We start from the raw sequence: 24,885 nt of genomic DNA, 5'->3' as shown, positions 1-24,885 counted from the left end.
GACTTTTATAAATTGGCCAATTTATTACACAATATTTAATAGTATATAAATTTCAATAATCAAAGGAAAAAAGCTATTGTCACGTTTTCACGAGACATTAATTTTTTAATAGTGCTAGTCATGCAGAATATAAAAAAATATTATAAGTAATAACATGGAAAAAAGTGTTATTAATGCCAGCCTTTCTACTCAGAACCTAACCTTTCGTCCAGGTGATACTCCTGTATCATTTGAGGTAACTGTCAATAATGACAGCGATCGCTTCGTCAATTTTCAAATAGAAATTACCGCAGCCGGAGAAATCCGCAACACAGGATATCGCTGGTATAGACTCGAACCAGAGGTAGCGGCAGCCAAACCACCGGGCAGTAGTACCATCTTCCAAGTTCTCGTATTCAATACACCCATTCCGGGATTTGTTGGTACTGTCAATCTGATGGTAAACATTTTTTCACCGCAATTAGCACAACAGTCCAGACTTGTGCTGCGCCTAAAAATCGAGCGAGACAACAGACCAACACATTTAAGTGTAGAATTACCTGTACGAGAGTTCCAAGTTTATCCCCGCAATTCTGTCGATATACCAGTACGGGTGCGGAACTTGGGGCAACAACCAACTGAGGTAATGCTACGTTTTACAGGCGTCGATCCGTCTTGGCTGGCAGGCAGTGCAGAACGGCGATTACCCTTAGATCCAGGTGGTTTAGCAGAAGCTACATTCCAATGCCAACCTCCTTCTGTAGTGCAAGCGCCCAGTCAAAATTATCCTTTTACTATTGAAGCTGTTAGCAATAATGGTTATCCAACTAATGCTGAAGGCAATATTGAAGTTTTGCCAGTGGGTTTTATAGACTTTTCTACCACAGAAAAACACCTGAAAATCCCCAGTAAATCGGCATGGTTGCCTGACTGGAAATCTGATACAGCTTCCTTTGAATTACTATTTAAAAACGCTAGCAATCTCAATCAACAACTTAATGTGCAGGTGCAGGGTAGAGACTGGCGAAAATGTAGTTTTAAAAAGCTTCCCGAAACTGCCAATCTTCATCTAGGAGAGACAAGTAAAGTCATCCTCGATGTTAAAACAAAACGTCCTTGGATTGGAATCGGCAAAACTCTATTATTAGAGGCTAAATCGGAATTATCCGATCAACGTTTAGGGAGTACAGATCCAGCCACGCAGACATTAGAAGTAAAGACTCTGCCAATTATACCTTTATGGCTACAATTGGCTGCGATCGCACTATTAGCCGCACTCCTCGCATTAATCCTGCAACCAAGAGGTGTAATGCATACACGTTCTGTAAACTCAGTGCGTTTTAGTGGCATTGGTTTATCTGTGGTCAGTGGCTCAGATGATTGCACCTTAAGACTTTGGAGAATTGGTGCTGATAGTTTAGACCCTGATGATACGGTGACATACGCTGGACAGCCCCTTGCTTGCGACCAAGCACAACAGCCCAAAGGCTTGATGGCGATTACCGATGACGCTGTAGAAGTCTTGCGCTTCATGCCGTTACAAAATAATCGTGTTGCTGTTGGTTTAGATAATGGTGTCATTGAACTCAGAGATGTTCCTTCAGGTGCCAAGATTAGCCAACTTCAAGACCTTAAAGATCCTAAAGCAAAAGGCGATCGCGTTTTTGACCTAGCTTTCACCTCAAACTCACTTAACTTATTCAGTGGGTATGGCAGCGGTAAAGTGAGACTATGGTCAAGACCAGCGCCTAACAGCGATTTTCTGCCAGAACCGCAAGTTATTGACGTACAAAGTAGATTGAAACTCTCAGGTTTCCAAGTCCGGGCATTAAATCTCAGCCCAGATGCAAAAACTCTAGTAATTGCTGGAAACTTTAAGCGTTTTATATTGTGGCAATGGAATCAAACTCAATCTGATAAACAATCGCCAAGTTTATCAGTACAAAATCTAGAAAAACTAGACCCATTAGTTGGGCCTGAAGACTTTATTTGGGGATTAGCTTTTGTTCCTGACTCAACAGGAAAAATCCTTGCAACTTCTGATTCTGCGGGATTTATTACCATTTGGGATTTAAATCAGTGTCAAACTATCAAAAATCCGAATCCGCTAGAAAAAGTAAATCAGCTTAATTGTTCCCAACTAGACCGTTGGCCAGCATCAAAAACATCTGTGCGGACTCTAGCATTTAGTGACGATGGTAGTCTTTTAGTAAGTGGTGGCGATGATGGACGAGTCTTAGTTTGGTACTTAACTCCCGAACATAAGCTCGACAAAACAAAAGCAGCAGAAGGTAAACAAATTTACAAAAGCTCTAAAAAAATCAATAGTATCGACTTGAAAACTAATCAAGGAACCATGATTGTGAGTGGTGATGAAGATTTTCAGGTCAAATTACACCGCATCAAATAAGGGAATCAATGACATGCAAGCTAAATTTAATCCACTGCAAGTTATTATCAACCCACCTGGAATTCAATTTGGGATGCCAGGAGATACGATTGAACTCTATATTGTTGTAATCAATCAGGGAAATCAAAGTGCGGTTATTGACTTATATTTTGTTTTTGATGAAGTATTTCAAAATTTAACTGGCTGGTCTAGTTCTCCTAGAGAAAGTTTAGCATTAGCTCCAGGGCAAAATAGCGATGAAGTAAAATTTGAGTTTCAAATTGCCGCAAATGCTCTCCCAGGAACCTATGACTATACACTAGTCGTTGATTCTCCTCTACATTATCCACAAGATACACCTATAACTTTCGCAAACCAAATTAAGGTTCTGCTAAAAGAACAGACTGCAATTCGGGTGAACGACCCGACATTTTCCATTAGACCTAACACCAACCCTAACAAACCGTTAATTTTCAATTCTAGTGAGCCTCTGCAAGTAGAGGTAATAGTTGACAATCGCTCTTATCTCGTAGACAGATTCCGCTTGAGTTGTCCAGATTTAGACGATGACTGGTTCACAATTAATTATCCTGCAACTGGATTTGAGGGGCCAGGATTAGTGTCTGACGTGACTGCACTAGAACTCAATCCTGCTACTCAAGGTCAAATATTATTGAAATTTCACCCACCTGGGGATACTCTTGCAGGAAGCTATTCGCCGACAATCCGCTTGTATTCAGAAAACTCTCCAGACTTAGTACTCCTCGATTTGGTGTATATCCAAATTCCGACAAATTATCGCTTAGATATAGAACTTCATACCATATTGGGACAAGTTAGCCGTAGTCTTGGCAAGTACGAATTATCACTAGCTAACCAGGGCAATATTGTCCGCGAACTGATATTAAACTTAAAAAGTCGAGACGAAGAAGAACTATATACTTACAAATTCGATCCCACTGAAGTCAGATTATTACCTAATAGAAGTGCTGTGGCTAATTTGACGTTCAAACCCAAACCTTGGTGGCGACGACCGTGGTTTGGTGCAGGGCTAGCGATCAACTTTCAACTCGATATTAAAGACCAACAAAATTTACCCCTACCGAACACACTGCCTCAAGGAACTTTGGTATGGAAACCCCGCCCTTGGTGGCAATTTCTTCTATTAATTTTGGCAATTTTGGGGTTATTGGGAGGGATAGGATTTATAATTTGGCGAATTTTAAACCCCGATCCTTTGAGATTAGAAAATTTTAGTGCAAATGACTCTCAAATTACTGAAGGTGATGAGGTAGCTTTAAACTGGGAAATTCATCAATATAAACAGTTAAAAAAGTTAGTTTTAACGGCTAAAGGTTCTCAACCTATTCAGCCTATTACTTATGACTTTAGCAATGGCATTCCTGAAACACTGGGTAAAGGAAGCACTAATGAAATTCCTCCTTGTCAAGTACAAGATAAACAAGAGTTAATTTGTAGCAACGTTAAAACTGGAGTGAAAACAAAAGGTAATTACACTTTTGAATTACAAGCCTTTTATCGCAATGGTATACAAATCTTTTCTCCTAATAACAAAGTAGCTAGCCAAACCACCCAAGTAGAAATAGCTGAAAAACAAATTGCTGAAGTACTTAGTTTTCAACCAGATAAACCAGTGTATACAAAAGGTCAAAATATTCTTTTAAGCTGGGCAATTGCCCGTCCATTATTGTTAGCGCAAATTCAAATCGCTGGCAGCGCAGATGATGGTACATTATATAGTGAGCCAATTACTTATAAATTTAATCAAGGTAATATTACCGACCCGAAACTTCAAAAGCTATGTACACAACAGAATCAACAACTGCGATGTGCAAATATTCCTTTATCAGCAACTAAAGCCGGAAATTTTGTATTTGAAATTAAAGCCTTTCCTAACAATGGAAGTCAAAAAACTAGTTTTAAAAAGACTGAATCAAAAATTGGAATATTACCAAAACCATTTAAAATTGTCTCTTTTAGAATCAACGGTAGCGAACAACCAAATCTGGTTCTCAAGGAAGGTGAATCTGCTACCCTGAGTTGGAGAGTAGAGGGAGAAAATATTCAGGTTAAACTTCTACCATACGGCAATGACGTTCCAGCAGTTGGTTCAATGAAGCTTCCAGTCAATCAAGCCTTCCCCCCTCAAATCGGACTGCTAGTCAATGATATATCTGGTAAGCAACAATCCCAGCAAAGAGGGTTTGCAATCACAGTCCTCAAAAAAGTAGAGCCTACTCCTATACCTATACCTGGCATTAACCCAATTCCACCTACTCTGCCACCTAGCAATAGCCCATTTAAGACTCCTTTACCTCAGAGGTAACTTTTTGGGCATTTGCTAGCTCAATTCCTGGTTTTATGAAAAGCTCGGCGTCTGCGCCCATTTTCCAGCTGAGGTTTTCGCAACGGTACTACCTCAGCTTCACTACTCTCACGTGCTACCCGAATCAACAACCCAGCAGCTATCAAGCTAGCAATCATAGAATTACCACCATAACTAAACATGGGTAAAGGTAAGCCAGTAGTCGGTAGAGAACCTGTAGCAACACCGATGTGGAGCAATGATTGTCCCACCATCAAAGTCGTCACACCGATCGCTACCAATCGATGTACTATATTTTTAGCCTTCAGCGCCACAACTAATCCGAGAGTGGCAAATGTAGCTAAAAGTGCCAACAACACCATACTGCCAACAAAGCCAAACTCTTCGGCGAACACCGCAAAAATAAAATCAGTATCTTGAATTGGTAAATAAAACAGCTTTTGTTGAGAAAGCCCATATCCAGCTCCCCAAGTTTTACCAGAACCCACAGCTAGTAGACTTTGCACCAACTGGTAGCCATCTCCTGTAGCATCCTCCCAAGGATTGAGGAATGACATCACCCGCCTACGCTGATACTCTTTAATACTAATACTGAGTAGTGCCAACATTACTCCACCAATTGCTGTTCCTCCCAGGTATTTGTAAGGTAAGCCTGCTGCTAGAGCAATTAGCCAGATAGTCATGCCGCAAAGTGCCGTTGTACTCAAGTTCGGCTGGGCAAGAATTCCTAAAAGTACCAGACCAAAAACACCCAACCATGCAAAGCGAACTCGCCAACTAATTCGTTCCCACTGACCAAAAAGCCGCGCACTTTGCAACACCAAAAAGGGTTTAATTAGTTCTGAAGGTTGAATCGGAATTGGCCCGATCGCAATCCAACGCGCTGCATCAAAAGCCTTTTTTCCCAATCCTGGGATCAGTGTGACAAAAATTAACCCCAAAAACAGCAACAAAAACCAATGGGATAGTCCCAAAATTTTCTGCAACGGCGAATTAACAATAATATTGAATCCGATTAAGGAAACTAAGACCCAAAGCAGTTGACGTTTAAAGTAGTACAAACCATCATTCTGACGGGCATCAGCGACAGGATATGATGCTGAAAATAGCATGATCAAGCCGACGAACAGCCAAATCAACGTTAACCAGCGCAACAACCGCGCTTCTAATGCCCAGTTGGAGACTGAACTATCAAAAATTGGAATCAGGCGGCGTAGATTCACGATCGGTACAGGTAAAAAGTTAGAAATTAGGAGTTAAAAATAAAACTCATAAATCATAACTTATAACTCATAAGTAGGCTTTACAACCATAAATATTAGAGTTGTTAACTTCAATACACCACTAGTTCAATATTTCTGACAAATTGCAATCTTTACTCAGCGCTATGAAAGTAGTATTTTATACTCGAGATTTAATGTTTTATAGTTAAGAGCGATCGCTCAAAAATTGACTGAAAGTATTTATTTTATTAAATTTAATGATTTGATGCAATTAAGTGCTTGTTTGTTCATAGATAAGGGAATTTCAATCCAGAACTCAGTTCCTTGTCCAGGTTCTGATATGCATTTTAGCGTTCCCCCATGTTTCTCAACTACAATCTGATAGCTAATTGATAAACCTAATCCTGTACCCTTACCTACAGGCTTAGTTGTGAAAAATGGATCGAATAGCCGTTCTTTAACTGCTTCTGTTATTCCTGAAGCATTATCAGCAATTCTGATTACACAGTTCGTTTCGATGACTTCTGTAGTAATTGTAATTTTATTAGGATTAGCATGAATTTCTGCGATCGCGCGTCTACTATCATAGTTATCGAGCGCATCGATTGCATTACTGATAATATTCATGAATACTTGATTGAGTTGACCAGGGTAGCAATCTACTAAAGGTAAATTTCCATAATTTTTCACTACATTGATCCCAGGACGATCGAGACTATTCTTGAAGCGACTCTGTAAAATCAGCAAAGTACTATCCAGTCCCTGGTGAATATCAACTCTTTTCTTCTCAGCTTCATCAAGGCGAGAGAAATTCCGCAGGGACAAGACAATCTCAGAAATCCGTTCGGCTCCTACTTCCATCGAATTTAGGATTTTGGGCAAATCATCTACTAAAAAATCTAACTCAATTTTCTTAATGTATTCTTGAATTTCTGACACCGGATTGGCATAAAACTGCTCATAAAGATGCACAAGATTCAGCAAACACTGTGTATAGTCCTTTGCATATTTCAAATTCCCATAAATAAAATTAACCGGGTTGTTAATTTCGTGAGCAACTCCTGCAACTAACTGCCCTAAACTAGACATTTTCTCAGCTTGGACTAATTGTGCTTGAGTTTGTTGTAGCTCCCGGAGGGATTTTTCTAATTTTTTAGACTGAGCCTCAGCAATTTCTGCCAAATTCTCCTTGATTTGTAGCGCGCTCCGTAGTTGTGCTCTTTGCTGTCTCAGTTCATTTGTTAACTTTTTAGCATCAGCTAAAGCAGTATTCTGAGATTGTAGTAGAAACAAGAAATCAACAATAGGGTCGTGGATTGCAAAGTCTTTGAGTTTTATACCCAGAGGAGCCAGGCTAGTTGTATCTGTAATCCAGGGAGAACCTAAAAAAAATATCACTTCCTCCTCTGGTTGATACATCATCTGACCCTTGAGATGCATTCCATTGTGGAGAAACTCTAATATAAACAGGGCACGAGATTGTTTACTAATAACATCAAAATCGACCAAAGTTTTTGGACGATTGATTTGGAAATGCTGCTCAATCAATTTACCAACTAATGGTTCAGGACAAATGCGCCCGTAGACATCACCAGCTTGTACAATTTCCCGATTACAGTTAAAGACAAAGTGGAAAGGAAAAGCTTTCGCCAGCAACTCTGGCGAAAGTGTAAGGTGAGGAGGAGCCATGCTACTGCACTCAATTTGGTTTATAAATCACTAAAAATTCATCATGTTCAGCACCCTCATCTCGACTTTGGGTTTGGGTAATATGGACTTCTGTATCAAACCTGGTTCCCAATCCCTTGACTAGTCCAAGAATCATTGGCGTTAACCCTTCTCTATCAGAGCGATAATGTAAGCTCAGGGAATTTTCTTCCATATCACTACATTCAAATGATGGGGGTTGGAGTTTAGGAAAACTAACTCCTACACGAGCATGAAGATTATCAAGGTTTTCTAAAAACTCAGGGAGTTCATCTCCACTCATATCCATCAATTCGCCATAGCCTTCTTGAGCAGTGTACTGAACCCAAAATTCCCCAAAGGCTTGCATAATCTCTGAGGAAGATAAACCAAGAATGACACTAGCAGCTTTTACCAGCTTGTGGGTGATGTCATCGGGATAGCCTTCCATACTGAGGAAAACATCTACATCCACCTCTGCTTTCTGCTTGATTGTTTTCCAAGTATCTTCGCCAAAGCGACTGCACACCATGTCTTGAATCGCCTTGTTCACTAATCCGTACATGGAAGCCTCCTCTTGCTGCACCTAATTTTACTTTGTGAATTCGCCCAAGACTCGACAACTAATTTCTTAAAAGGCTTATTTAAATGACAAAACTTTCTGTAATCAAATCTTAAAATGTTTTATTACAGCTTTATAAATCGAAAAAAGTAGGGAAAACTGTTCGCATTTTAATGCTATAAATACTCATTATTACAACCGTATTTTCACTTACTCATTTTACCCAGATAGTTTTGAGGTTTTGTAGTAAGGATTAAAGTCCTTACTACGAACTTCTTTACCCATCAATTTAAGCTTGACAGATTAACTACAGGGATTCGTCAAAAGGCAGCCATGAATCAGGATACAAGCTATATTTAGAGATTTGACGCTGAATACCGTTAAAAAATTGGAGACGGGCATCCATAGCTTCGGAAATAGCCAGCTTTATCTTAATATCTTCTTCATTCATGGTAATCTGAGGTTCAATCACTGCTGCTAGCTTCGCGGCATGACTATCATCCACATCAATATGGACTTCAAAAAAGATCAGTGATTCTTTGGGTAAAGGAGTAGCGCCAACAATTCCTTTGTATAGTTGCGTATAGAGTGAGCTAACAATCCCTTCGGAAGCATAACAGACGGCACCGAGTGCAGCTAAATAGCCGTACTTATGTGGCATCTGCAAGTAGGTTTCAATAAGGGCGCGAGTTTCAGGTGCAGTGGGTAGTGATGCCAGAGTTTCGTCGTGGATACCAAGTGCACGGGTAAATTGACGAAATAATTCTGGGTGGGACTGAGTTATGTCTCCCTGTCCCATTTCGTCAAATAGGTTTTCTAAGATGACTAACTGACTAGTTTCATCTTGGCAGCAAGACAAGATGCTAGCCAAAATACGATTAAATTCTTTGGAGAATTTGTACATCTGGACAGCTAGTACCTGTACGTCTGGTAAAAATAAATTTCCAGTCTGACAGCGCATTAGAAACTCATGATTCCATAGAGGATGATTAATAGTTATTTCACGGAAGGAATTTCTAACTAAAGAAGATGTCTGTGTCATCGTAATATTTGTAGGGCTAGATGAAGGGGTTGGTCAAGTAACGGGCTAAAAAATGATTCATCTATTGCGATATGTTCTGGAGTTACACGCAATTCCTGTAAAATTGGCATCGTATTGAAGCCAGCAAATTTAAGAGCATTAAAGTAATCCTCAAGAGTTTTGTGAATCAATTGCACATTTAACCAAGAACCATCTCGTTTCCAAATACGACCAGGAAACTGCCGATCTCGCTTGCTGAAATAGCCTGTACCCTCAACTTGAAAATAAAACGGATATGCTGCCTCCCGCATATATGGAAAAGATGGATGGGGAACGCTGAATACAAATCGACCACCTGGACGAAGAATGCGTGCAACTTCTGCCATGCATTCTTGGGTCTGAGCAATTGTCAAATAGTTAAATAAAAACACTGCAACAACTAAGTCAATTTCGCCATCATCAAACTGCTTGAGATTGGTAGCACACCCTACTTCATAGCTAATACCCAATCCATCTTCTAGTTCTTGCAAGTTTGCTGCTGCAATCATGCCTTGGGAAAGGTCTATTCCATGTACCCATGCAGCGCCACGTCGGCTTAGTTCTCGACTGCAATAACCTTCTCCACAACCTATATCAAGTACTCGTAACCCAGCAACAGGCTGACAAAGGTCTAGTACAAAAGGGCGGGCTGTAAAGTCTGATAAAGAAGTAGGTTCTCCTCTAATCCACTCTGATGCTGTGCGATTATATAAGTTTTTAGTTGAGTTTTTGTGATTCACATTTGACATTTTTTAGTATGTTTTTATACTTTATTTATGATTACTGAATTTAGTCCGATCGGACAAAAATACCTGAACATATATCATTTAATAATGAATCTCTTTTACTGATAAGGTTGATTTTACCGATTTTTCTTTGTCTGTAAATTTTGTGTTTCATAGCTAGGCTTTTCAAAGAATTAACTACCCTGGAAACTAGCATCTTGTTAGTTTCTTTAAATATAAATAGTTAAATATAAGTTAACTTCATGAAGTTGCCTGGTTACGTAGTTAACAAAAATTTTACATGCAAATAGTTTGGCTATTTAAACTCAAACTTCATCTATGCTTTATTAAATAAGTTAAAATTAACCTTTTTAATCAAGACAGCTAAGAGAAATAAAACAGTATATTTTACGAAGTATAAAGAGGATAACCTTGTTAATTTGTAATAGCCAGATTCGTTTTCAAAATGAAATGGCTTTAAATGCATAAGTTATTTAGCTAATTTAGAATAACGTTGGAAGAAATGATGTTAGAAGAACTGTTAGTAGAATCACCAGTGCGCGATCGCTTACAATATGAGCGTGCGATCGCATTTTCTGAGCTTGGCGATCGCCTCTTTGATGAGCTTGCTGATAAAATTGCTACAAGGCGGCAGTACAGACTACTGTTTGAACACACATTAAAGCCTGAGCTATTTCAGCAAATCCGAATTGCTGCTGCGGGTTACATTTCAGCGTGTCTGAATAGTCACATCATTCTTTCGGAAGCTGAAATGCTTGAGCGGCTACTGGAAGCAAGAAGTACTTTGTCTAACTACACCGGCACTGGTCTTTTAATGCCCAAGCGAGAACACATTTTGGCATTTAACCTCTTTCAGAAAAGCATCGCAGAGGCTTTCTGCCAACTAGGAGCAAATGAACTGATTGATGCAGTGGATTTACCAGTCAATCTCCGCATGGTCTACGGCAAGACTGACGCGAAGAAGTTGGGTTTGCCCTTCGCTAGCTCAAAGTGCCATAGCGATGTCTGGGCAGGTGTTGCTGCTGATGCGACTGTAGTAGTTCTGCCACTATTTGGCGACATCGATAATATAACCATCGAAGCAGGTGAAATGCCTCGTGAAATGGAATTACAGTCTATGAAGGTGATGTCAGACTTTGATGAAGGTCGGGAAATTCCGATGGTTGTCTCCTACACAGAAGCACAACTACAACACGGCACAATGTACTTTAATGATGCCCGTGGATTGCATCAAACAGTAAGAAGGAAAAGTGAAGGTCTGAGAATTTCAGTAGATTTCCGCTTCCGTAGGAAATTCAATGAAGCTTACCGAGCAATGGTCGCACCTAATATTGGTGGTATTGAAGAAGATATGAGCGTGCCCTATGAAGAGTGGCTGAAGGTTGGGAAAGAAACGCTAATTGTGTTTGATGAAAGTGTTGAACACGCTAAGAACAAACAGAATGCTGACGCTCCAGTTCCACTTTATACTCGCGGGTATCGCCTTTTAAATATGTTTAACTTTTGATTTGCAAAAATCTAAGCCATAAAAAAGAGGTCTTTCTCGACCTCTTACCAATTCCCTAAAATAATATTCTATTTACAGAATTACGACAAGCCAGTATTAGCACCTTGCTTACCAGTTGCTAGTTCTACCTTGATAATTGTGCCACCTGCTTTTTGAATACGTTGCTGTTCGCGGAACCAGTTTTCATAAGGAACTAGCTTAGTGAAGTAAGTATTTTGCAGTTCGCGTTGGGTACGAATTCGGGTTTGGCTGGGAACTAGAGCAGTAATTTTAAACAAACGGGACATATTTTGAAAATCTCCTGTATACCTTGTGAAAACTTTTTTATCTCAAAATCTTGAGTGCAAATCTTTTAATCATTCAAAGGCTGGAAATCAAACATCAATACTAGACCACCAACACTCATCACTGATAATTTACCAAGATAAGCAATATAACGTTCTAGCACTCACGGCTGATTTCCAGACCTTAATAAAGCCGCACCTAAATTCTTAAGCGCAAACTAGTTCTTAGCTTAAGCCAGAGGAGATATAGTCTAAATAAACGCCCATTTCCTTACCAGCATCAGAACCTACCAAACTGGCGGTTACTTCTTTGATTGCTTGGATAGCTTGTACGGTAGCACCGACGGGAACGCCCAAGGAGTTGTAGGTTTCCTTCAAGCCATTGAGCACACGCTCATCTAGGATGGAAGGATCGCCAGCCAACATAGCGTAGGTGGCATAGCGGAGGTAATAGTCCAAATCGCGGATGCAAGCAGCATAGCGGCGAGTGGTGTACATGTTGCCGCCTGGACGGGTGATGTCAGAGTACAGCAAAGATTTTGCTACAGCTTCTTTGACGATCGCAGCAGCGTTAGCGCTGATGGTGCTAGCAGCACGTACCCGTAGTTCGCCAGTAGCGAAGTAGCCTTTTAGCTTTTCTAAAGCAGAAGAGTCAAGGTATTTGCCTTGAACGTCTGCGGAGTTAATGACAGCGGTAATTGCGTCTTGAGCCATGTTGTTAATTCCTTATTTCCAACCGTATTGCAATACTTCTGTTTAAGTAGGTAAACAGCTTTACCCTATCCTAGAAGGGCACCAACTAGGTAGTCGAAGTAGCCAGCAGCTTCACTAGCGTCATCACCAGAGAGCAATGATGTAGAGCCATTCTTCAGCCCACGGATACCTTCAGCAACACCATCGATCGGAGTTCCCAAGGACTTGTACAGTTCACGGGCACCAATAACACCAATTTCTTCGATGGGGGTGACATCACCAGCAACGATACCGTAGGTAACGAGGCGGAGGTAATAATCTAGGTCACGCAGACAAGTAGCAGTCAATTCTTGACCGTAAGCGTTACCACCAGGAGATACAACATCAGGACGCTTTTGGAACAGTTGATCGCCAGCTTGCTTAACGAGCCGTTCGCGATTTTCTGACAAAACTTGAGCAATCCGCACGCGGCGCTCGCCACTTGCAACAAAGGACTTGATCCGATCTAACTCACCAGGGCTGAGGTAGCGGGCTTCTGCATCAGCATTCACGATAGCTTTCGTGACAATACTCATTAATGGATTCCTCCAATACGAATGAAACCAGGATTTGATTAAACTGGTGCGACTTTAGGTTTGGTTTGCTGAGTTTGTTTTATCGTCCTTTTAGACACAACAGTTTCACAACTGCTACGGCTAAAAAATTACGAGTTTGCTTGAGTCAACATTAGTACACAAGCTTTCAAACTCAGTTACCTTCCGCAAAACATTTTCCGGCATTCTGTTGAGCATTTATGACTGCTCTTAATACTTTGTAATATTGCTTTTCAGAATTTACTGTTTTAACTGCAATCTGAGAGCGGTATTACGAAAGGTTAAGAAGGGGACAGGGAAAAGGTTACAGGGAACAGGGAACAGTAAATAATCTGTACCCTATTCCCTATTCCCGACTCCCTACTCCTTAATCAACCGCAACACTGCCGAGGTAGTTACCTACTGGCAAAGATGGGAAGCGGTTGTAAGGTACAACATCTTCACCGAAGTAGCGGCTATATTCTGGACTGTCGACTATTGCTTCTACAGCAGCTGACAAACCACTATCGACTAGCAGCTTGTTATATTGGCCAATTTCTTCCTGAGTTGCGGGTGTACGCCCCAACAGATGACGGAAGAGGAACTCAATGACCTTGGCATGAGGATAAGGTGATAAGAAGCGCTGGCGATAGATTTGGGAACTAGCTAGTTCACGCACAAACTCCCGCACGGAAATTTCACCATTTTGGAGTTTGCTATCTAGGTCAGTGCGACGGAAATTATCGGGCACTTCACCGCTAAATACATCCAATACTTGACGATAAATGGCGTTGATTGCCTGTTGTTTTTCGTCTTGGTTGGTGTTTTCTGTTAGACGGTAAATGCGCGCATGTTTACGCACACCCATCTCCACGGTTTGTCCGCTAGCATCGTTGTAGGAACGACCCAGTTCAGCAAAGGATGGCTGACCATTTGTTTGGGCTGCGATATCTGCGATCGCCTGTACCAAAAGCGGTGTATCGTTACTAACCCCGACACGGGCTTGTACTGGCTTAAAGCTTGGTACAACCACGTCATCATTTTGCTTGGTCAGCTGGTTGTAAAGCTTCTCCGTATTCGGGAAGTTTGCCGCTGGGAGGGTCGGGAAGCGGCGGTAAGGCACTGTATCTTCACCAAACACCTGGTTATATTCCACACTATCGACCAAAGCACCAATAAAGGCACGAATACCTTGAGTAGCCAAAATCTGGTTATACTTGCGGATTTCTGCTTGATCTAGTGGCGCACGTCCCAAGAAGTGTTTGGTTCCCAACTCAATCACTTTGGTGTTGGGGTAAGGTGTGTAGAACTCTTTCAGGTAGAGGTTAGAGTAACCCAAACCTTCAATAAATTCCTTCACGCTAATTTCGCCATTCCCCAGCTTGCTTTCCCATTTGGTAAATTCGTTTTTGGCGATGTAGGGTGCAATATCCCGCTCAAATATCTGACGATACGCAGCGCTAATCAAAGTTTTGACAGCAACTTTGTCACTGGTATTGGCCACCAGCTTAAAGATTTTGGTCTGTTCCCGTTGCTTGCTGACACCTTGGTTAATGCGGAACTGAATATCTGGTTCTGACCGCTTTTCTGTCACTGTACCCAGTGTCACAAAGCTTGGTGTTACTTCCTTCTGGACTTTCGCGGCAATATCATCACGAATGCTACCAACGCGTAATTGTCGCCCGGATACACCGCCAGGAGTCAAATACCGTTCGTAAGGAATTGTATCTTCACCAAATGCTTCACTGTATTCTACGCTGTTAATAATGGCATCAACGACGGCGTAAAAGCCCTGTTTAGAAGCAATGTCAAAGTACTTGTTGATTTCTTGACGACCATAAGTCGGACGACCCAACAAGCGGCGGTGAATATACTCGATCGCTTTACAAACATACAGCGATGACCAGTAAAGATTGCGGAATACATCCGACTTAGCCAAAGCACGGATAAACTCACGCACAGAGATATCACCGTTTTCTAGCTTGATTTCCAATACCTTCGGGCGCTGGCCTTCGTAAAGATCGCGACCGAAAACTTGCAGGTAAGCAGCTTTAATCAATGCTTGCGTGGAGCTTTCGGAGTATCTGACGCTAGAATTTTTGGCAGCCCTTTTACCTCTAGTACCAGGCAGTTGGTCTAACTTGAACACCTTGGGCCCAAGGGTACCAGGAGCTTCACCCCGCGCTCTCGGATTACTATTTTGGTTATTAATCCCTGCCCCTTGGTGAATCAGGATGCGTTTGGTATCCTTGCTAAAAGGAGCCGGACTGGTACTGGGGTTGCGAGTTTCTTTCGGGAAAATTGCCCCAAACTGAATTTCCAAGGGGTCGTTACCAGAACCGTAGGGATGTTGATCTGGTAGCGGTTGCTCGTAAGCCGCAAATGTGGTGATGAACTGAGGTATCTTGCGGAAAGGCGCACTGTAGTTAAACAGGTCTTGCTGCGGTCCCCAGTTGCGACATTCTTGTGCTTCTTGACCCAGACCCCGCAGGTAGGGTACTGTTTCTTCGCCAAAATAGTCGCTGTATTCAGCAGAATCTACTAAGGCATCTACTAAGGCTGGTAGACCACCGTTAGAAATAATCGAGAAGTATTTCTGTACTTCTTCGCGGCTACTTGGTCCCCGTCCTAAAATGTGACGGAAAGCTAGTTCGATGACTCGGCTGTTAATAAAAGGCTGGTAAAACTGTTTTTGGTAAAGAGGAGATTTAGCTAAACGACGGACAAACTCTTTCACAGAGATGTCGCCATTCTTCACCTTGGATTCCAGGTCAGATATGGATAAGCTATAAGCACGGGTAATGTCGCGCTCAAAGATTTGCCTATATGCGGCCTTGATTACCTCATTTTTTTCGCTACTTGATAACCCAGTCTTCATCACAAACTTGGGACGCCGTTCTGCTGCATTAAAGTAAATTTGCGGCAGTTGTAACCCTTGCTGGTCGCTAGAAGGGCGTTGGCGGACTTTGTTTGAAGGTGTGGCTGCTTTGAATTCTGTTAACAAAACATCCATGTACTGAGACACAATTTCTGTAGCCTCAGCATCATTACGGAAAAATGAAAGTGCCCCGGCTTTAATTTCCTGCAAAGCTACTAGCGTTGCTTCACCAGAGCAGGCATTTTCAATTATTTCCCGCAAACCCCTTGTATTCACCGCTATGATGTTGGGGTCGCCAGCAACGATCGCATAAGTAGCGTAGCGCAAGAACCAGGATAAATCCCGCAAGCTCTTGGCCATGTTGCTTGGGCCATATCGAGCAATGTTAATTGGTCTGAAACCTGGAGGTGTCGGGCCACTGGGGGATGAGTTAAATATTGAGCGTAAATTTTCTAGGAACCCGCCACGACTTTCAACGTAGGTTACGGTTCCCAGTTGCATCCCTTGCTGAACATTAGCACCAGCACTAACAGGTACTATTTCTACTGCTCTGGGCTTTTCTAAAAAAGCCATTGGCGAACCACCGACAAAAATCCGGTTGGCAGCGCGAGACACAATAATCTCGGCATTGTCCGTCAGCGTCTGAGAAATTTGTAGACGCTTTGCGCCAGATGCAAAATAGCTTGCTAGTTCGCTTAGTTCACCATTTCCCAAGAAGCGGTCTTGCTGCTCCGCTTGGGTAATTGTGGATACAGTTAGAGTTTGATATAGTTGCGGACGCGCAACCGAGCTTCCACCACTCGCCTTAACACTCATCGGATTTGTAAAACTCCCATCATAAGCGTTTATATGTTAAGTCTGGATTGTTTTGAGGCTTGACACATCGCTGTGTCTATGCTTTATGAGCTTGAGAGTATTGCCTGCAAAACTGCCAGTAAATTAACCCAGTTAGCTTTTAGATTAGAACGTTTTGCGTTCTCAAGGCGGATTTATTAAGAAGTATGTAGAACCTGTATCTTAAATGTCTCCAGTCTTAAAAGTGTATACTCCAGTTTGTCTGAGATTAAGTCTAAGTTTTGTAACTAAGTAGTAGGTTGGGAACTGTCTGCTGATTTCTTTTTTATTTAAACGCATAAGCACTTCACTTTCTTGCAGAGGGAAGCGCAGAGGCACGCAGAGAATTAGCTATGCATTAATTAAAGGTTGCACTTAGTCACTGGACAGTAGTTATTCGTCGATGTTAAGTTGTTTTTGCTACTAATAAATGCATGTTAAAAATGGCACCATAGGGGGAATAATTCTTAATTTGTGGTAGTTTAATCTGCAAATACTCAGTATTGAGATTAAGGGTAAATACTAGGTAAAAAGTTGTAAATTTAACTATCGATTCAATGCTACCCTATCTGCGATCGCAATCATTTTGGCTGTCACTCCGACAAATGCACTTCCAGAGAAAATATCAGCACCTTGTTAAGTGAGCAAAGACTAGACCTCAAATACCAACTCTGATATACAACGGTGAAGCCCACCACTACGACGACATACATACAAATGTATAAACTTATACTTTTTTGTTGATGTTACTTCTTAAAAAGGGACAGTGGCTAAAGAAAGCATAACTGTTAGTAGTAGCGATCGCTTCAAATTCACCACAAAAAATGCTAACGCAGTAAAACTGTTACAAAATATTTATAATTCTAAATCTTGCCAATGATTTCAGAGACCCAGCATATATCACCAAGTTAGACGTGACCAGTTTTATCACAGAGAAAAGTTTGCTTACATCGCTACTGGGGTATAAGGTGGGTCATCATTGCAGATAATATCCTTGAATAAGTTGCAATAGTTCATAGGTAATACCAAATATTGCCAAACCAATCAATGTGATGTTTAATTAAGCTTGTTCTTAAATTTAATATTTAATAATGATAACGCGACGTAAATTTCTAGCTTTAATTCCTGGTTTTGTAGTAGCTAGTAGTAGCAGCATACTTGTGAGTTTCAATCCAAAAAAATATTTAACTCATCGGAAACGAAGTCTACCCTTTTTCTTAGGTTGGTATGACAATATCAACAATATGGATGTACCAATCAAAGCATATTCTAAAGGAATTGACTTATTAATGCCCTATGTTGAAAAAGAGAGCAGGGCAAAAATACAGGCATTTTTGGATGCTTCTAAAAAAACACAAATAAAAATCCTGCTTGAGATTCCTCGTAGTTTAATTGAATCAGAAAATATCTCAGGAGTGAAAGACTTTATTCGTACTTATAAAAACCATCCCTCCGTTTATGCTTGGTATCTTTATGATGAACCAGAAATAAAAAAACCTAGACCAATTTCTCCAAATTTGTTAAAAAAGGTATACAAAGCTATTAAGGAAGAAGATCGATCAAAGCCAGTGGCATTAGTTTTTACCAAAATAGAAAAAATTGAACCTTACAGTGATGCAATGGATATACTAATGTGGGATTGTTATCCTTGCAAAGACGGAGTTGTAGAATTTCAATGGGTATCATTTTACCGAAAAGCACTCTACGAAGTCATTTCCCTTGCTGATGTTAAAAACAAAAAATTTTGGAACGTAATACAAGCTTATAGAGGAAATCAGACCGATTTTCGATTACCAACAAAGTTAGAATTTCGCTATATGTTTTATTTATCAGTCCTTACAGGATCTGATGGGCTGCTATTTTGGATACACTATCTCTCTTCACCTTCCTGGAATGAGTCAGTTTTGTATCCTACTATTAAAGAATTCCGAGATTACATTCCTGCAATCGTTAGAGGAGAAGATTTAAGTAATCCAGTACAAGTAAACAACCCAAATATAGAAGTTAAATTATTTCCTATTCCTAATACTACAAAATATTTAATAATAGCTGTTAATCACACTTCGACTCAAATAAATTTCGTAGTAAAACTGACTCAGAGTTTAGCTGGTAAAATAGTTACTTTTAATGAAAAAACTATTAATAACCTATTTTCTAATACAAGTTTCAGTACTCGTTTAAATCCTTATGAAGTAAAGTTGTATCAAGTAAGATAAGTTAATGAGCTTAGTAATTAAATATAAGACCTCTAAATTCTCCAAACTTCTTATCCCATATCTCTTAACTCCGAAAAGTGGGGATGAAGAAGTTTGAGCTATGTGGCGTAGTTAAATCTATCTTATGTTTAATTGGGTTGCCTCACTTAGAGATACAGTATGATAAATATTTTTTACCAGAGATTAAATAGATATGATATTAAACCGATTTTTATGATAATAATTAATACCTGTACTTTGAATATAATTAATTATAAATCTTGAATTTCTATTTAACTAAAAATTCACGAGCATTTTGATGCAAATTTATCTCTTTTTTAAATTTTTTGTATCCCCAAACTTGCATTTGATAGGGAAGAATGCGAAACAGTAAAGACATTATTTTGAGAATATTTAATTTTAGTGAAAGAGTATTGTATTGATATCGTGCTTTAATTTGCTGTCCTAAAGCCGCAGACCTTCTACTTATAACACCTGTATTTCTATAATAAAGTAAAGGTTCAGATAAATTTGAAATACCAACTCTCAATTTCAATGCTCTTGCCCACAATTCTAAATCACATTCAGAACGAAATTCCATGTTATAAAGTCCTGTTTTAGCAAAAACGCTACTTCTAAACATCACAGATGGATGTATCAACGGATTTTGATAATGAAACAGTGCATGTATCTCCTGATTACATACAGGCATTATCCTAATTGAGCAATTTTCTCCTGGAAATTCATCCTCAAATACAAAAGCCCAAGTACCTAATACATCAATATCTAAGTTACTTTCTAAAAAATCTATTTGTTTACTTAATCGCTCAGGATGTGCAATGTCATCAGAGTCCATTCTTGCGTAGTATTTAGATGACGAGTTTAATATGGAGATATTAAGCGCATGAGCTAAACCCATGTTTTTAGAAATTAATAGGTGTTTTATATGGGGATAAGTTGCAGTATATTCATTAACAGTTTCTTCCAAATTTTTTGGAATCAAACCATCCTGAATTAAATGAATTTCCTTTGCTGGTACACTTTGCCATAGGATAGAGTCAATAGCAGCACGAAGATGTGCAATATTGCTACCTTGGTAGAAAGGAATACCCACTGTAATGCTTGCTTGTATGTTGCTAGAAACTGTAGGTACTGTATTCGACATGGATGTATTTCACCTCTGTATATTTCAATATTTCAAAGACAAAAATGTGTTTATAAAATTTCTTGCAAGGTTTTTGAAAGATAAGCTTCTGAATGATTTTCTTGGAAGTATCTTATTGCTTCCCAATAGCGGGTTTCATAATCATTTATGTTCATACTAAATAAATCATGAATACATTTTGACATTGAGCTTTCGTCATTAAAATCAGTAAAAAATACAAAACTTAGACCTTTTAAATATGAAAAAGTAGGAATATCATTAATAATTAAAAGCTTTCCATAACTCAAAGCCTCTGTCACCACACCACTTTGAGTTGAGAATGAGTAGGGAATCACAACAAAGTGGCTTAAACCAAGTAGAAAACTTTTAGCACTATTTGAAATGAAGCCAGGAAATCTAATTATTACTTTTTCGTCGTAGTTTACTTGTATGTTCCTCTCGCTTCCACCCCGAATAAATCTCGCTTGTTTTGGATAATCTTTGTTAATTATACTTGCTAGAGATAAAAATCCTTGAGGGTTTTTATCTCTATCTGATCGACCTAACAATAAAAAAGTTTTTTCATTATCCCAACTATACTTGAGTTGTGCTAAATTGTTTTGTAAAATATTTTCTGGTAGAGAAATAAATGATAAGTTTAACTTGGAAAGCTTATCATTATTAACGAAGTCTTTTGCTTTCAAATATGCCTCATTGCTAGGCAATAATATTTTATCTCCTATATAACCAAAGACTAAATGATATAAAAATACAATATATGCTTTTAAAGGGTTAATTCTTCCTTTTTCAAACTTAGGTTCATGCATTAAATAAACAATTTCTAAGTTCTTATTTAAAAACTTAGTAATTATTTTTAAAATTAAAGCTAATACTAAATAATCTAACTGGATTAAAAAGAAAAATACTGATATTTTTTCTTCCTTATTTAAGCTCAGTAACTGTTTGATTAATGACCAAATTTCTCGTAAAGTGACGGAATACAAGTATTTTACAGAATAACTAACTATATCAAAACCAGTATTTAGTGTCATTGCTTTGTAAAAAGATTCTGAACAATGATGCACTCTGGGATTTTTCGGTCTAAAAAGATATATTATATGCATAATTCACAAATGGATAAAAACGCGGTTATTTCTAAAATAAATATTTGAGGTGACTGAAGTCTTAGTAAATATTCGCTAATGTAATATTTGATTTATTCATTTTTTGATGCAAAAGGTGAGTCAATTTTGAGATTATTTTTAAGTATAATCAATCTATTCCAAATGCTAATTATCAATTTTTCATGGATTTTATTAGCGTAAATCAAACGTATTTGTGAATGCTCGCTAATTCTCTTTTGAGTTTGGCTAGAAATACCTCCAGGTTCGCGTATTGATATTACTGTAGGTAAATAAAAGATTGTTATATTTTTGAGCATTCGTAGAAATAACTCGTAATCCATAGAAATTTTGAGAGATTCATTGTATTTGTAATTCTTATGTAGAGAAGTTTCACAGAAAAAACCCTGGTGTGGTAAAAACATAAAGTATTTTAGAAACTTCGATGACAGTTGTGGCGGACGATAAAATATGGTTTCTCCAGCAAAACTTGTAGTGACTGTGACACCAATAGCACATTTCCATTTATGTTGCATATAACTTTGCACAACTTCAGAAATCACTGTTTTGGAAAAGAATACATCTCCAGAGTTTAAGAAGAAAATTAAATCCCCATTACTTTTTTGTAACCCTTTATTAAATGCGCTAGATATACCATTATCTAGTTCTGACAAATAAATATAATTTTTAGAATGGGTATATGAATCTAAAAACTCTTTACTTCCATCATCAGAATCTCCATCAATAACAATATGCTCTATTATTTTATAGTCTTGTTCTTTGACTGATTGTAAGGTTTTTTGTAATCCTTGGTAGTTATTTTTGGATATCGTCACTATTGAGACTTGGCAATTATTCATATTAGTTATAATTAATTATGTTTAATACAAACTGATAAAAAAGGTAAAAATATTCACTGATTGGTGTAGTTAGCGGTTCACCATTCCAAAAAGTTAGGTAGCTTTGAGGAGATGTGATACTAACAAAAAAGTAAATCATCCTGAAAACAATTGCCAACATAAATATAAAAGTATCATATCTATAGGCACTATCAAATTTGTCGGAAGAGAGAGCGATAATATAAAAAAAACCAGGTATGCAAAAAAAGATACTGGTAATTCTCAAATTAAATCCATACGTTAAAGACCCAAAATAAAGTAAGAAAAGCAAAAAGAATGTTGTAATCCATCTTATATATCTTCTATTTGTTTTGCTATATACTCTATTTATTTTGCTTAGATCGGATCTCAAGATAAATATAGAGATAATAGTATAATCAAGAATAGGGCGTATTTGATTTTTAATCTTATCTCCAAAACTGTAATCATCACCGCCACCGCCATAAATATCGATTCTCTGAGATACAGAACCATCAAAAGATGATAATGAACTTGTCAAATTTAGCAGTGATTTCATTATTACTGATGAAAATAAAAGTATCGAGCCAAAACAAATAATAATACTAAATCTATTATTAAAATATTTAGAAAACGATTTGAATGGATTTAATGCATTAATAAATTTATACTTGAATAGTCCAGGTAATATGCCAAAAATATACATTAAAGAAGATTTGTGTGTCCAATAGCCGACATATATACAAAGACAAGCGATCGCAAAATTATCAATATAGATAGCAGGTATTATAAATATCCATGAATAAATTTGCCTCATCCAAAATAGTTGAAAATAATATCCTTGAGTCGTTACATTAATTAATATGATTAATGGATAAAAATTGGGCATAAATAGCATGGATAAAACGGTGAAAGCCGTATTCATGCTCAAAGATTGAAGGAATAAAAAACTCAGTTGACTAGGCCCTATTAATACACTCAAATATTTAGGCAAAATGAAAGAGACTGGTTCTAGTTCGATATCTGGAATAGTCAACCCTGTTTCTTTCTGAAGCGAAGAATAAATATCAAGATATACAATTGTATCTCGAAATGGCTCAAAGCTGGCTATATATGTAGTTACTGTAAATAAAACTAGTAAGATTGGAAATATATTGAGTACACGTTTTTGGCTTCCTACTATTTGATTTTGGGAAACATTAATTTGGCAATATGCAAGTATAAAAACTACACCTAATAACGGAATAATAGCCCAAATAGCTAGACCAAATATCAAAATAAAATTTTTAAAATTGCCAAACAAAGAAAAAATTTTATGTATTGAATGGATTTTATCCTTTTCTGGGATGAATTTAAGAAGCATAATTTTTAGATATTATAAGTGCAACATTATCACCTCGATAGACTCAAAACTCTTGCACTTTCTTTGGGAGGTTGCTAAACAAATTTGATGAGACTCTGTTACGAAGCTACTATTTATCAAGCTGTGTGAATTCTTAAATCCACTGTGGGGGCTTTTTCATCAAGCCCTATATAGTTACTCACTTTTTTTGTATATTCATTGCTTCCTTATAAACCGCAACGTACTGCTGTGCGATCCGAACTGGATCAAACATATATTCTGCATGACGACGGGCTGCTAAACTAAGAGATTTACTTTCTTTTTGTTGTTGTAAGACCCATTGAATTCCTGTTGCTAAATCTTCTGCTTCGTATGGTTGTGCCAAATAGCCTGACACCTTATGCTGAATTAAATCAGGCATTCCTCCAATTTTGAAGGCAACAGTAGGAGTACCACAGGCTATTGCCTCAATAACTGTATTCGGTAAATTATCTTGTCTAGAAGGTGCAACAAAAACATCAGCAGCAGAATAGAGTAGAGCGAGAGAAATATCATCAGCAAGATGTCCTGTGTATCGAAGTGGGAAACCCAATTTAGGAACTTGTGGCGGAGATGATTGTCCAAAAATTACTATTTCAATATCTTTTAACTGTTGAGTTTCAAGAAAACTGATGGCTTGTAATAATAAATCAATACCTTTGCGGGAATCGTTAGTTCCGCCCAAAGCCCCAAATAAAATTAACGATCGCTGTTGAGGTAAATTCAAAAGCTGTCGTGCTAATGTCTTTTCAATCGGACGAAAGCTATCTAAATCTAAGGGATATGGTATTACTGAGACGGGACAATCTGCCATCAATGCACTATTGCGAACGCAATCTGCTAGCCAGTTACTAGGACAAACAATATGAAAAGGATATTTCCAGTTACGTTGCTTTCGTTCCCAAGTCCAACGATTTAAATCGAAACCAGACTCGTCTTGTGGACGATTGTCTGCTCGATAACCCTCACGCCAGCGAGCATTAAGTCCATCGCTTGTATAGTGTTCTGCTCCACAAAAAGCCCACATATCGTGAAACGTCCACACTATCGGTTTACGAATTTGACCAATTTCACGAATGGATAAAGTCTCTGCACCTACCCAATGAAGATTTATTACATCTGCATCAGAGGCATGGAAATATTTTACCCAATTAGAAGGAAGAATCCCTGCTGAATAACGCGTTGGATCGGAACTTTTGATGGTTTTTTTGGCTAATAAACCAATACCTGTGCGAATTTCTGTTGTTATTCTTCCGATTTTTAATGAATTACCTCTAACTGTTGGATCGTCAGAACTCTTTGACAAAACTTGCATCCGAGAGTCTATATCTGCCTGTAACAGACAACGATGAATCCGGTAAGCTGCACGAGCAGCACCTCCAGATAAATCAGAATAACTAGTATGAATAATTTGCATAAGTAGATTC

General features: G+C 38.6%; 17 protein-coding genes and 1 pseudogene. 4 read left to right on the top strand and 14 right to left on the bottom strand.

All coding sequences use genetic code 11. The features are described from left to right. The first annotated feature begins 154 nt into the window (after positions 1–154). On the top strand, positions 155–2,389 hold the full coding sequence (locus tag V7K84_RS30475; RefSeq protein WP_334843741.1) for a hypothetical protein: 2,235 nt from the start codon (positions 155–157) through the stop codon (positions 2,387–2,389). Between the two features lie 13 nt (positions 2,390–2,402). After that, entirely contained in the window at positions 2,403–4,715 is a 2,313-nt protein-coding gene (locus V7K84_RS30470) for a COG1470 family protein (protein ID WP_334843740.1), read from the top strand. A 20-nt stretch (positions 4,716–4,735) separates the two neighbouring features. Here the strand turns inward: V7K84_RS30470 and V7K84_RS30465 are convergent, their stop codons facing one another. From V7K84_RS30465 to V7K84_RS30445, 5 genes are all read right to left on the bottom strand, one after another. Beyond that, positions 4,736–5,938, bottom strand: coding sequence for an FtsW/RodA/SpoVE family cell cycle protein (locus V7K84_RS30465; RefSeq protein ID WP_334843739.1), 1,203 nt, complete (start codon positions 5,936–5,938; stop codon positions 4,736–4,738). 240 nt (positions 5,939–6,178) lie between these two features. Next, positions 6,179–7,627, bottom strand: coding sequence for a sensor histidine kinase (locus V7K84_RS30460; RefSeq protein WP_334843738.1), 1,449 nt, complete (start codon positions 7,625–7,627; stop codon positions 6,179–6,181). 10 nt (positions 7,628–7,637) lie between these two features. Then, positions 7,638–8,189: a heme NO-binding domain-containing protein gene (locus V7K84_RS30455; protein WP_334843737.1), complete on the bottom strand. Its 552-nt coding sequence runs from the start codon at positions 8,187–8,189 to the stop codon at positions 7,638–7,640. A gap of 304 nt (positions 8,190–8,493) precedes the next feature. Then, positions 8,494–9,228 carry a TenA family transcriptional regulator gene (locus V7K84_RS30450; RefSeq protein WP_334843736.1) on the bottom strand — a complete coding sequence of 245 codons (735 nt, stop codon included), beginning with the start codon at positions 9,226–9,228 and terminating at the stop codon, positions 8,494–8,496. Continuing rightward, complete coding sequence (locus V7K84_RS30445; RefSeq protein ID WP_334843734.1) at positions 9,225–9,995, bottom strand: class I SAM-dependent methyltransferase; 771 nt, start codon at positions 9,993–9,995, stop codon at positions 9,225–9,227. The genes V7K84_RS30450 and V7K84_RS30445 overlap by 4 nt, the downstream gene beginning before the upstream one ends. Before the next feature lie 499 nt (positions 9,996–10,494). Between V7K84_RS30445 and V7K84_RS30440 the strand changes: the two genes are divergently transcribed. After that, positions 10,495–11,499, top strand: a complete 1,005-nt coding sequence (locus V7K84_RS30440; protein ID WP_334843732.1) for a hypothetical protein — start codon at positions 10,495–10,497, stop codon at positions 11,497–11,499. Positions 11,500–11,579: 80 nt separating this feature from the next. Here V7K84_RS30440 and V7K84_RS30435 read toward each other — a convergent pair whose 3' ends face one another. From V7K84_RS30435 to V7K84_RS30420, 4 genes and pseudogenes are all read right to left on the bottom strand, one after another. Beyond that, positions 11,580–11,786 carry a phycobilisome linker polypeptide gene (locus V7K84_RS30435; RefSeq protein WP_094349821.1) on the bottom strand — a complete coding sequence of 69 codons (207 nt, stop codon included), beginning with the start codon at positions 11,784–11,786 and terminating at the stop codon, positions 11,580–11,582. Positions 11,787–12,008: 222 nt separating this feature from the next. Next, positions 12,009–12,497 (bottom strand): allophycocyanin subunit beta, encoded by a 489-nt coding sequence (gene apcB / locus V7K84_RS30430; protein ID WP_069068902.1) that lies wholly within the window; start codon positions 12,495–12,497, stop codon positions 12,009–12,011. A gap of 65 nt (positions 12,498–12,562) precedes the next feature. Next, complete coding sequence (gene apcA, locus V7K84_RS30425; protein WP_099100538.1) at positions 12,563–13,051, bottom strand: allophycocyanin subunit alpha; 489 nt, start codon at positions 13,049–13,051, stop codon at positions 12,563–12,565. A 397-nt stretch (positions 13,052–13,448) separates the two neighbouring features. After that, positions 13,449–16,742: pseudogene (locus tag V7K84_RS30420) on the bottom strand (phycobilisome rod-core linker polypeptide); the annotation flags it as partial. A 1,109-nt stretch (positions 16,743–17,851) separates the two neighbouring features. Between V7K84_RS30420 and V7K84_RS30415 the strand changes: the two are divergent. After that, positions 17,852–18,976, top strand: coding sequence for a glycoside hydrolase family 2 TIM barrel-domain containing protein (locus tag V7K84_RS30415; protein WP_334843729.1), 1,125 nt, complete (start codon positions 17,852–17,854; stop codon positions 18,974–18,976). Positions 18,977–19,244: 268 nt separating this feature from the next. On the opposite strand, the gene V7K84_RS30410 is transcribed toward V7K84_RS30415, so the two are convergent. The 5 genes from V7K84_RS30410 to V7K84_RS30390 form a co-directional block, all read right to left on the bottom strand. Next, positions 19,245–20,120, bottom strand: a complete 876-nt coding sequence (locus tag V7K84_RS30410; protein WP_334843727.1) for a glycosyltransferase — start codon at positions 20,118–20,120, stop codon at positions 19,245–19,247. Positions 20,121–20,170: 50 nt separating this feature from the next. Then, positions 20,171–21,151 carry a glycosyltransferase gene (locus tag V7K84_RS30405; protein WP_334843725.1) on the bottom strand — a complete coding sequence of 327 codons (981 nt, stop codon included), beginning with the start codon at positions 21,149–21,151 and terminating at the stop codon, positions 20,171–20,173. 164 nt (positions 21,152–21,315) lie between these two features. Then, positions 21,316–22,056 carry a glycosyltransferase family 2 protein gene (locus tag V7K84_RS30400; RefSeq protein WP_334843724.1) on the bottom strand — a complete coding sequence of 247 codons (741 nt, stop codon included), beginning with the start codon at positions 22,054–22,056 and terminating at the stop codon, positions 21,316–21,318. Between the two features lie 25 nt (positions 22,057–22,081). Then, a complete protein-coding gene (locus tag V7K84_RS30395) occupies positions 22,082–23,440 on the bottom strand; it encodes a hypothetical protein (RefSeq protein WP_334843723.1) in 1,359 nt (452 codons plus the stop codon). Between the two features lie 178 nt (positions 23,441–23,618). Further along, the gene (locus V7K84_RS30390) at positions 23,619–24,875 is read right to left on the bottom strand and encodes a glycosyltransferase family 4 protein (protein WP_334843722.1); all 1,257 of its coding nucleotides are present in this window, start codon (positions 24,873–24,875) and stop codon (positions 23,619–23,621) included. Positions 24,876–24,885 lie beyond the last annotated feature (10 nt).

The organism is Nostoc sp., from assembly GCF_036917315.1.
Classification (GTDB): Bacteria; Cyanobacteriota; Cyanobacteriia; order Cyanobacteriales; family Nostocaceae; genus Nostoc.
The sequence above is the reverse complement of the archived record's forward strand: the minus strand, read 5'-3'. Positions and strand labels throughout refer to the sequence as shown.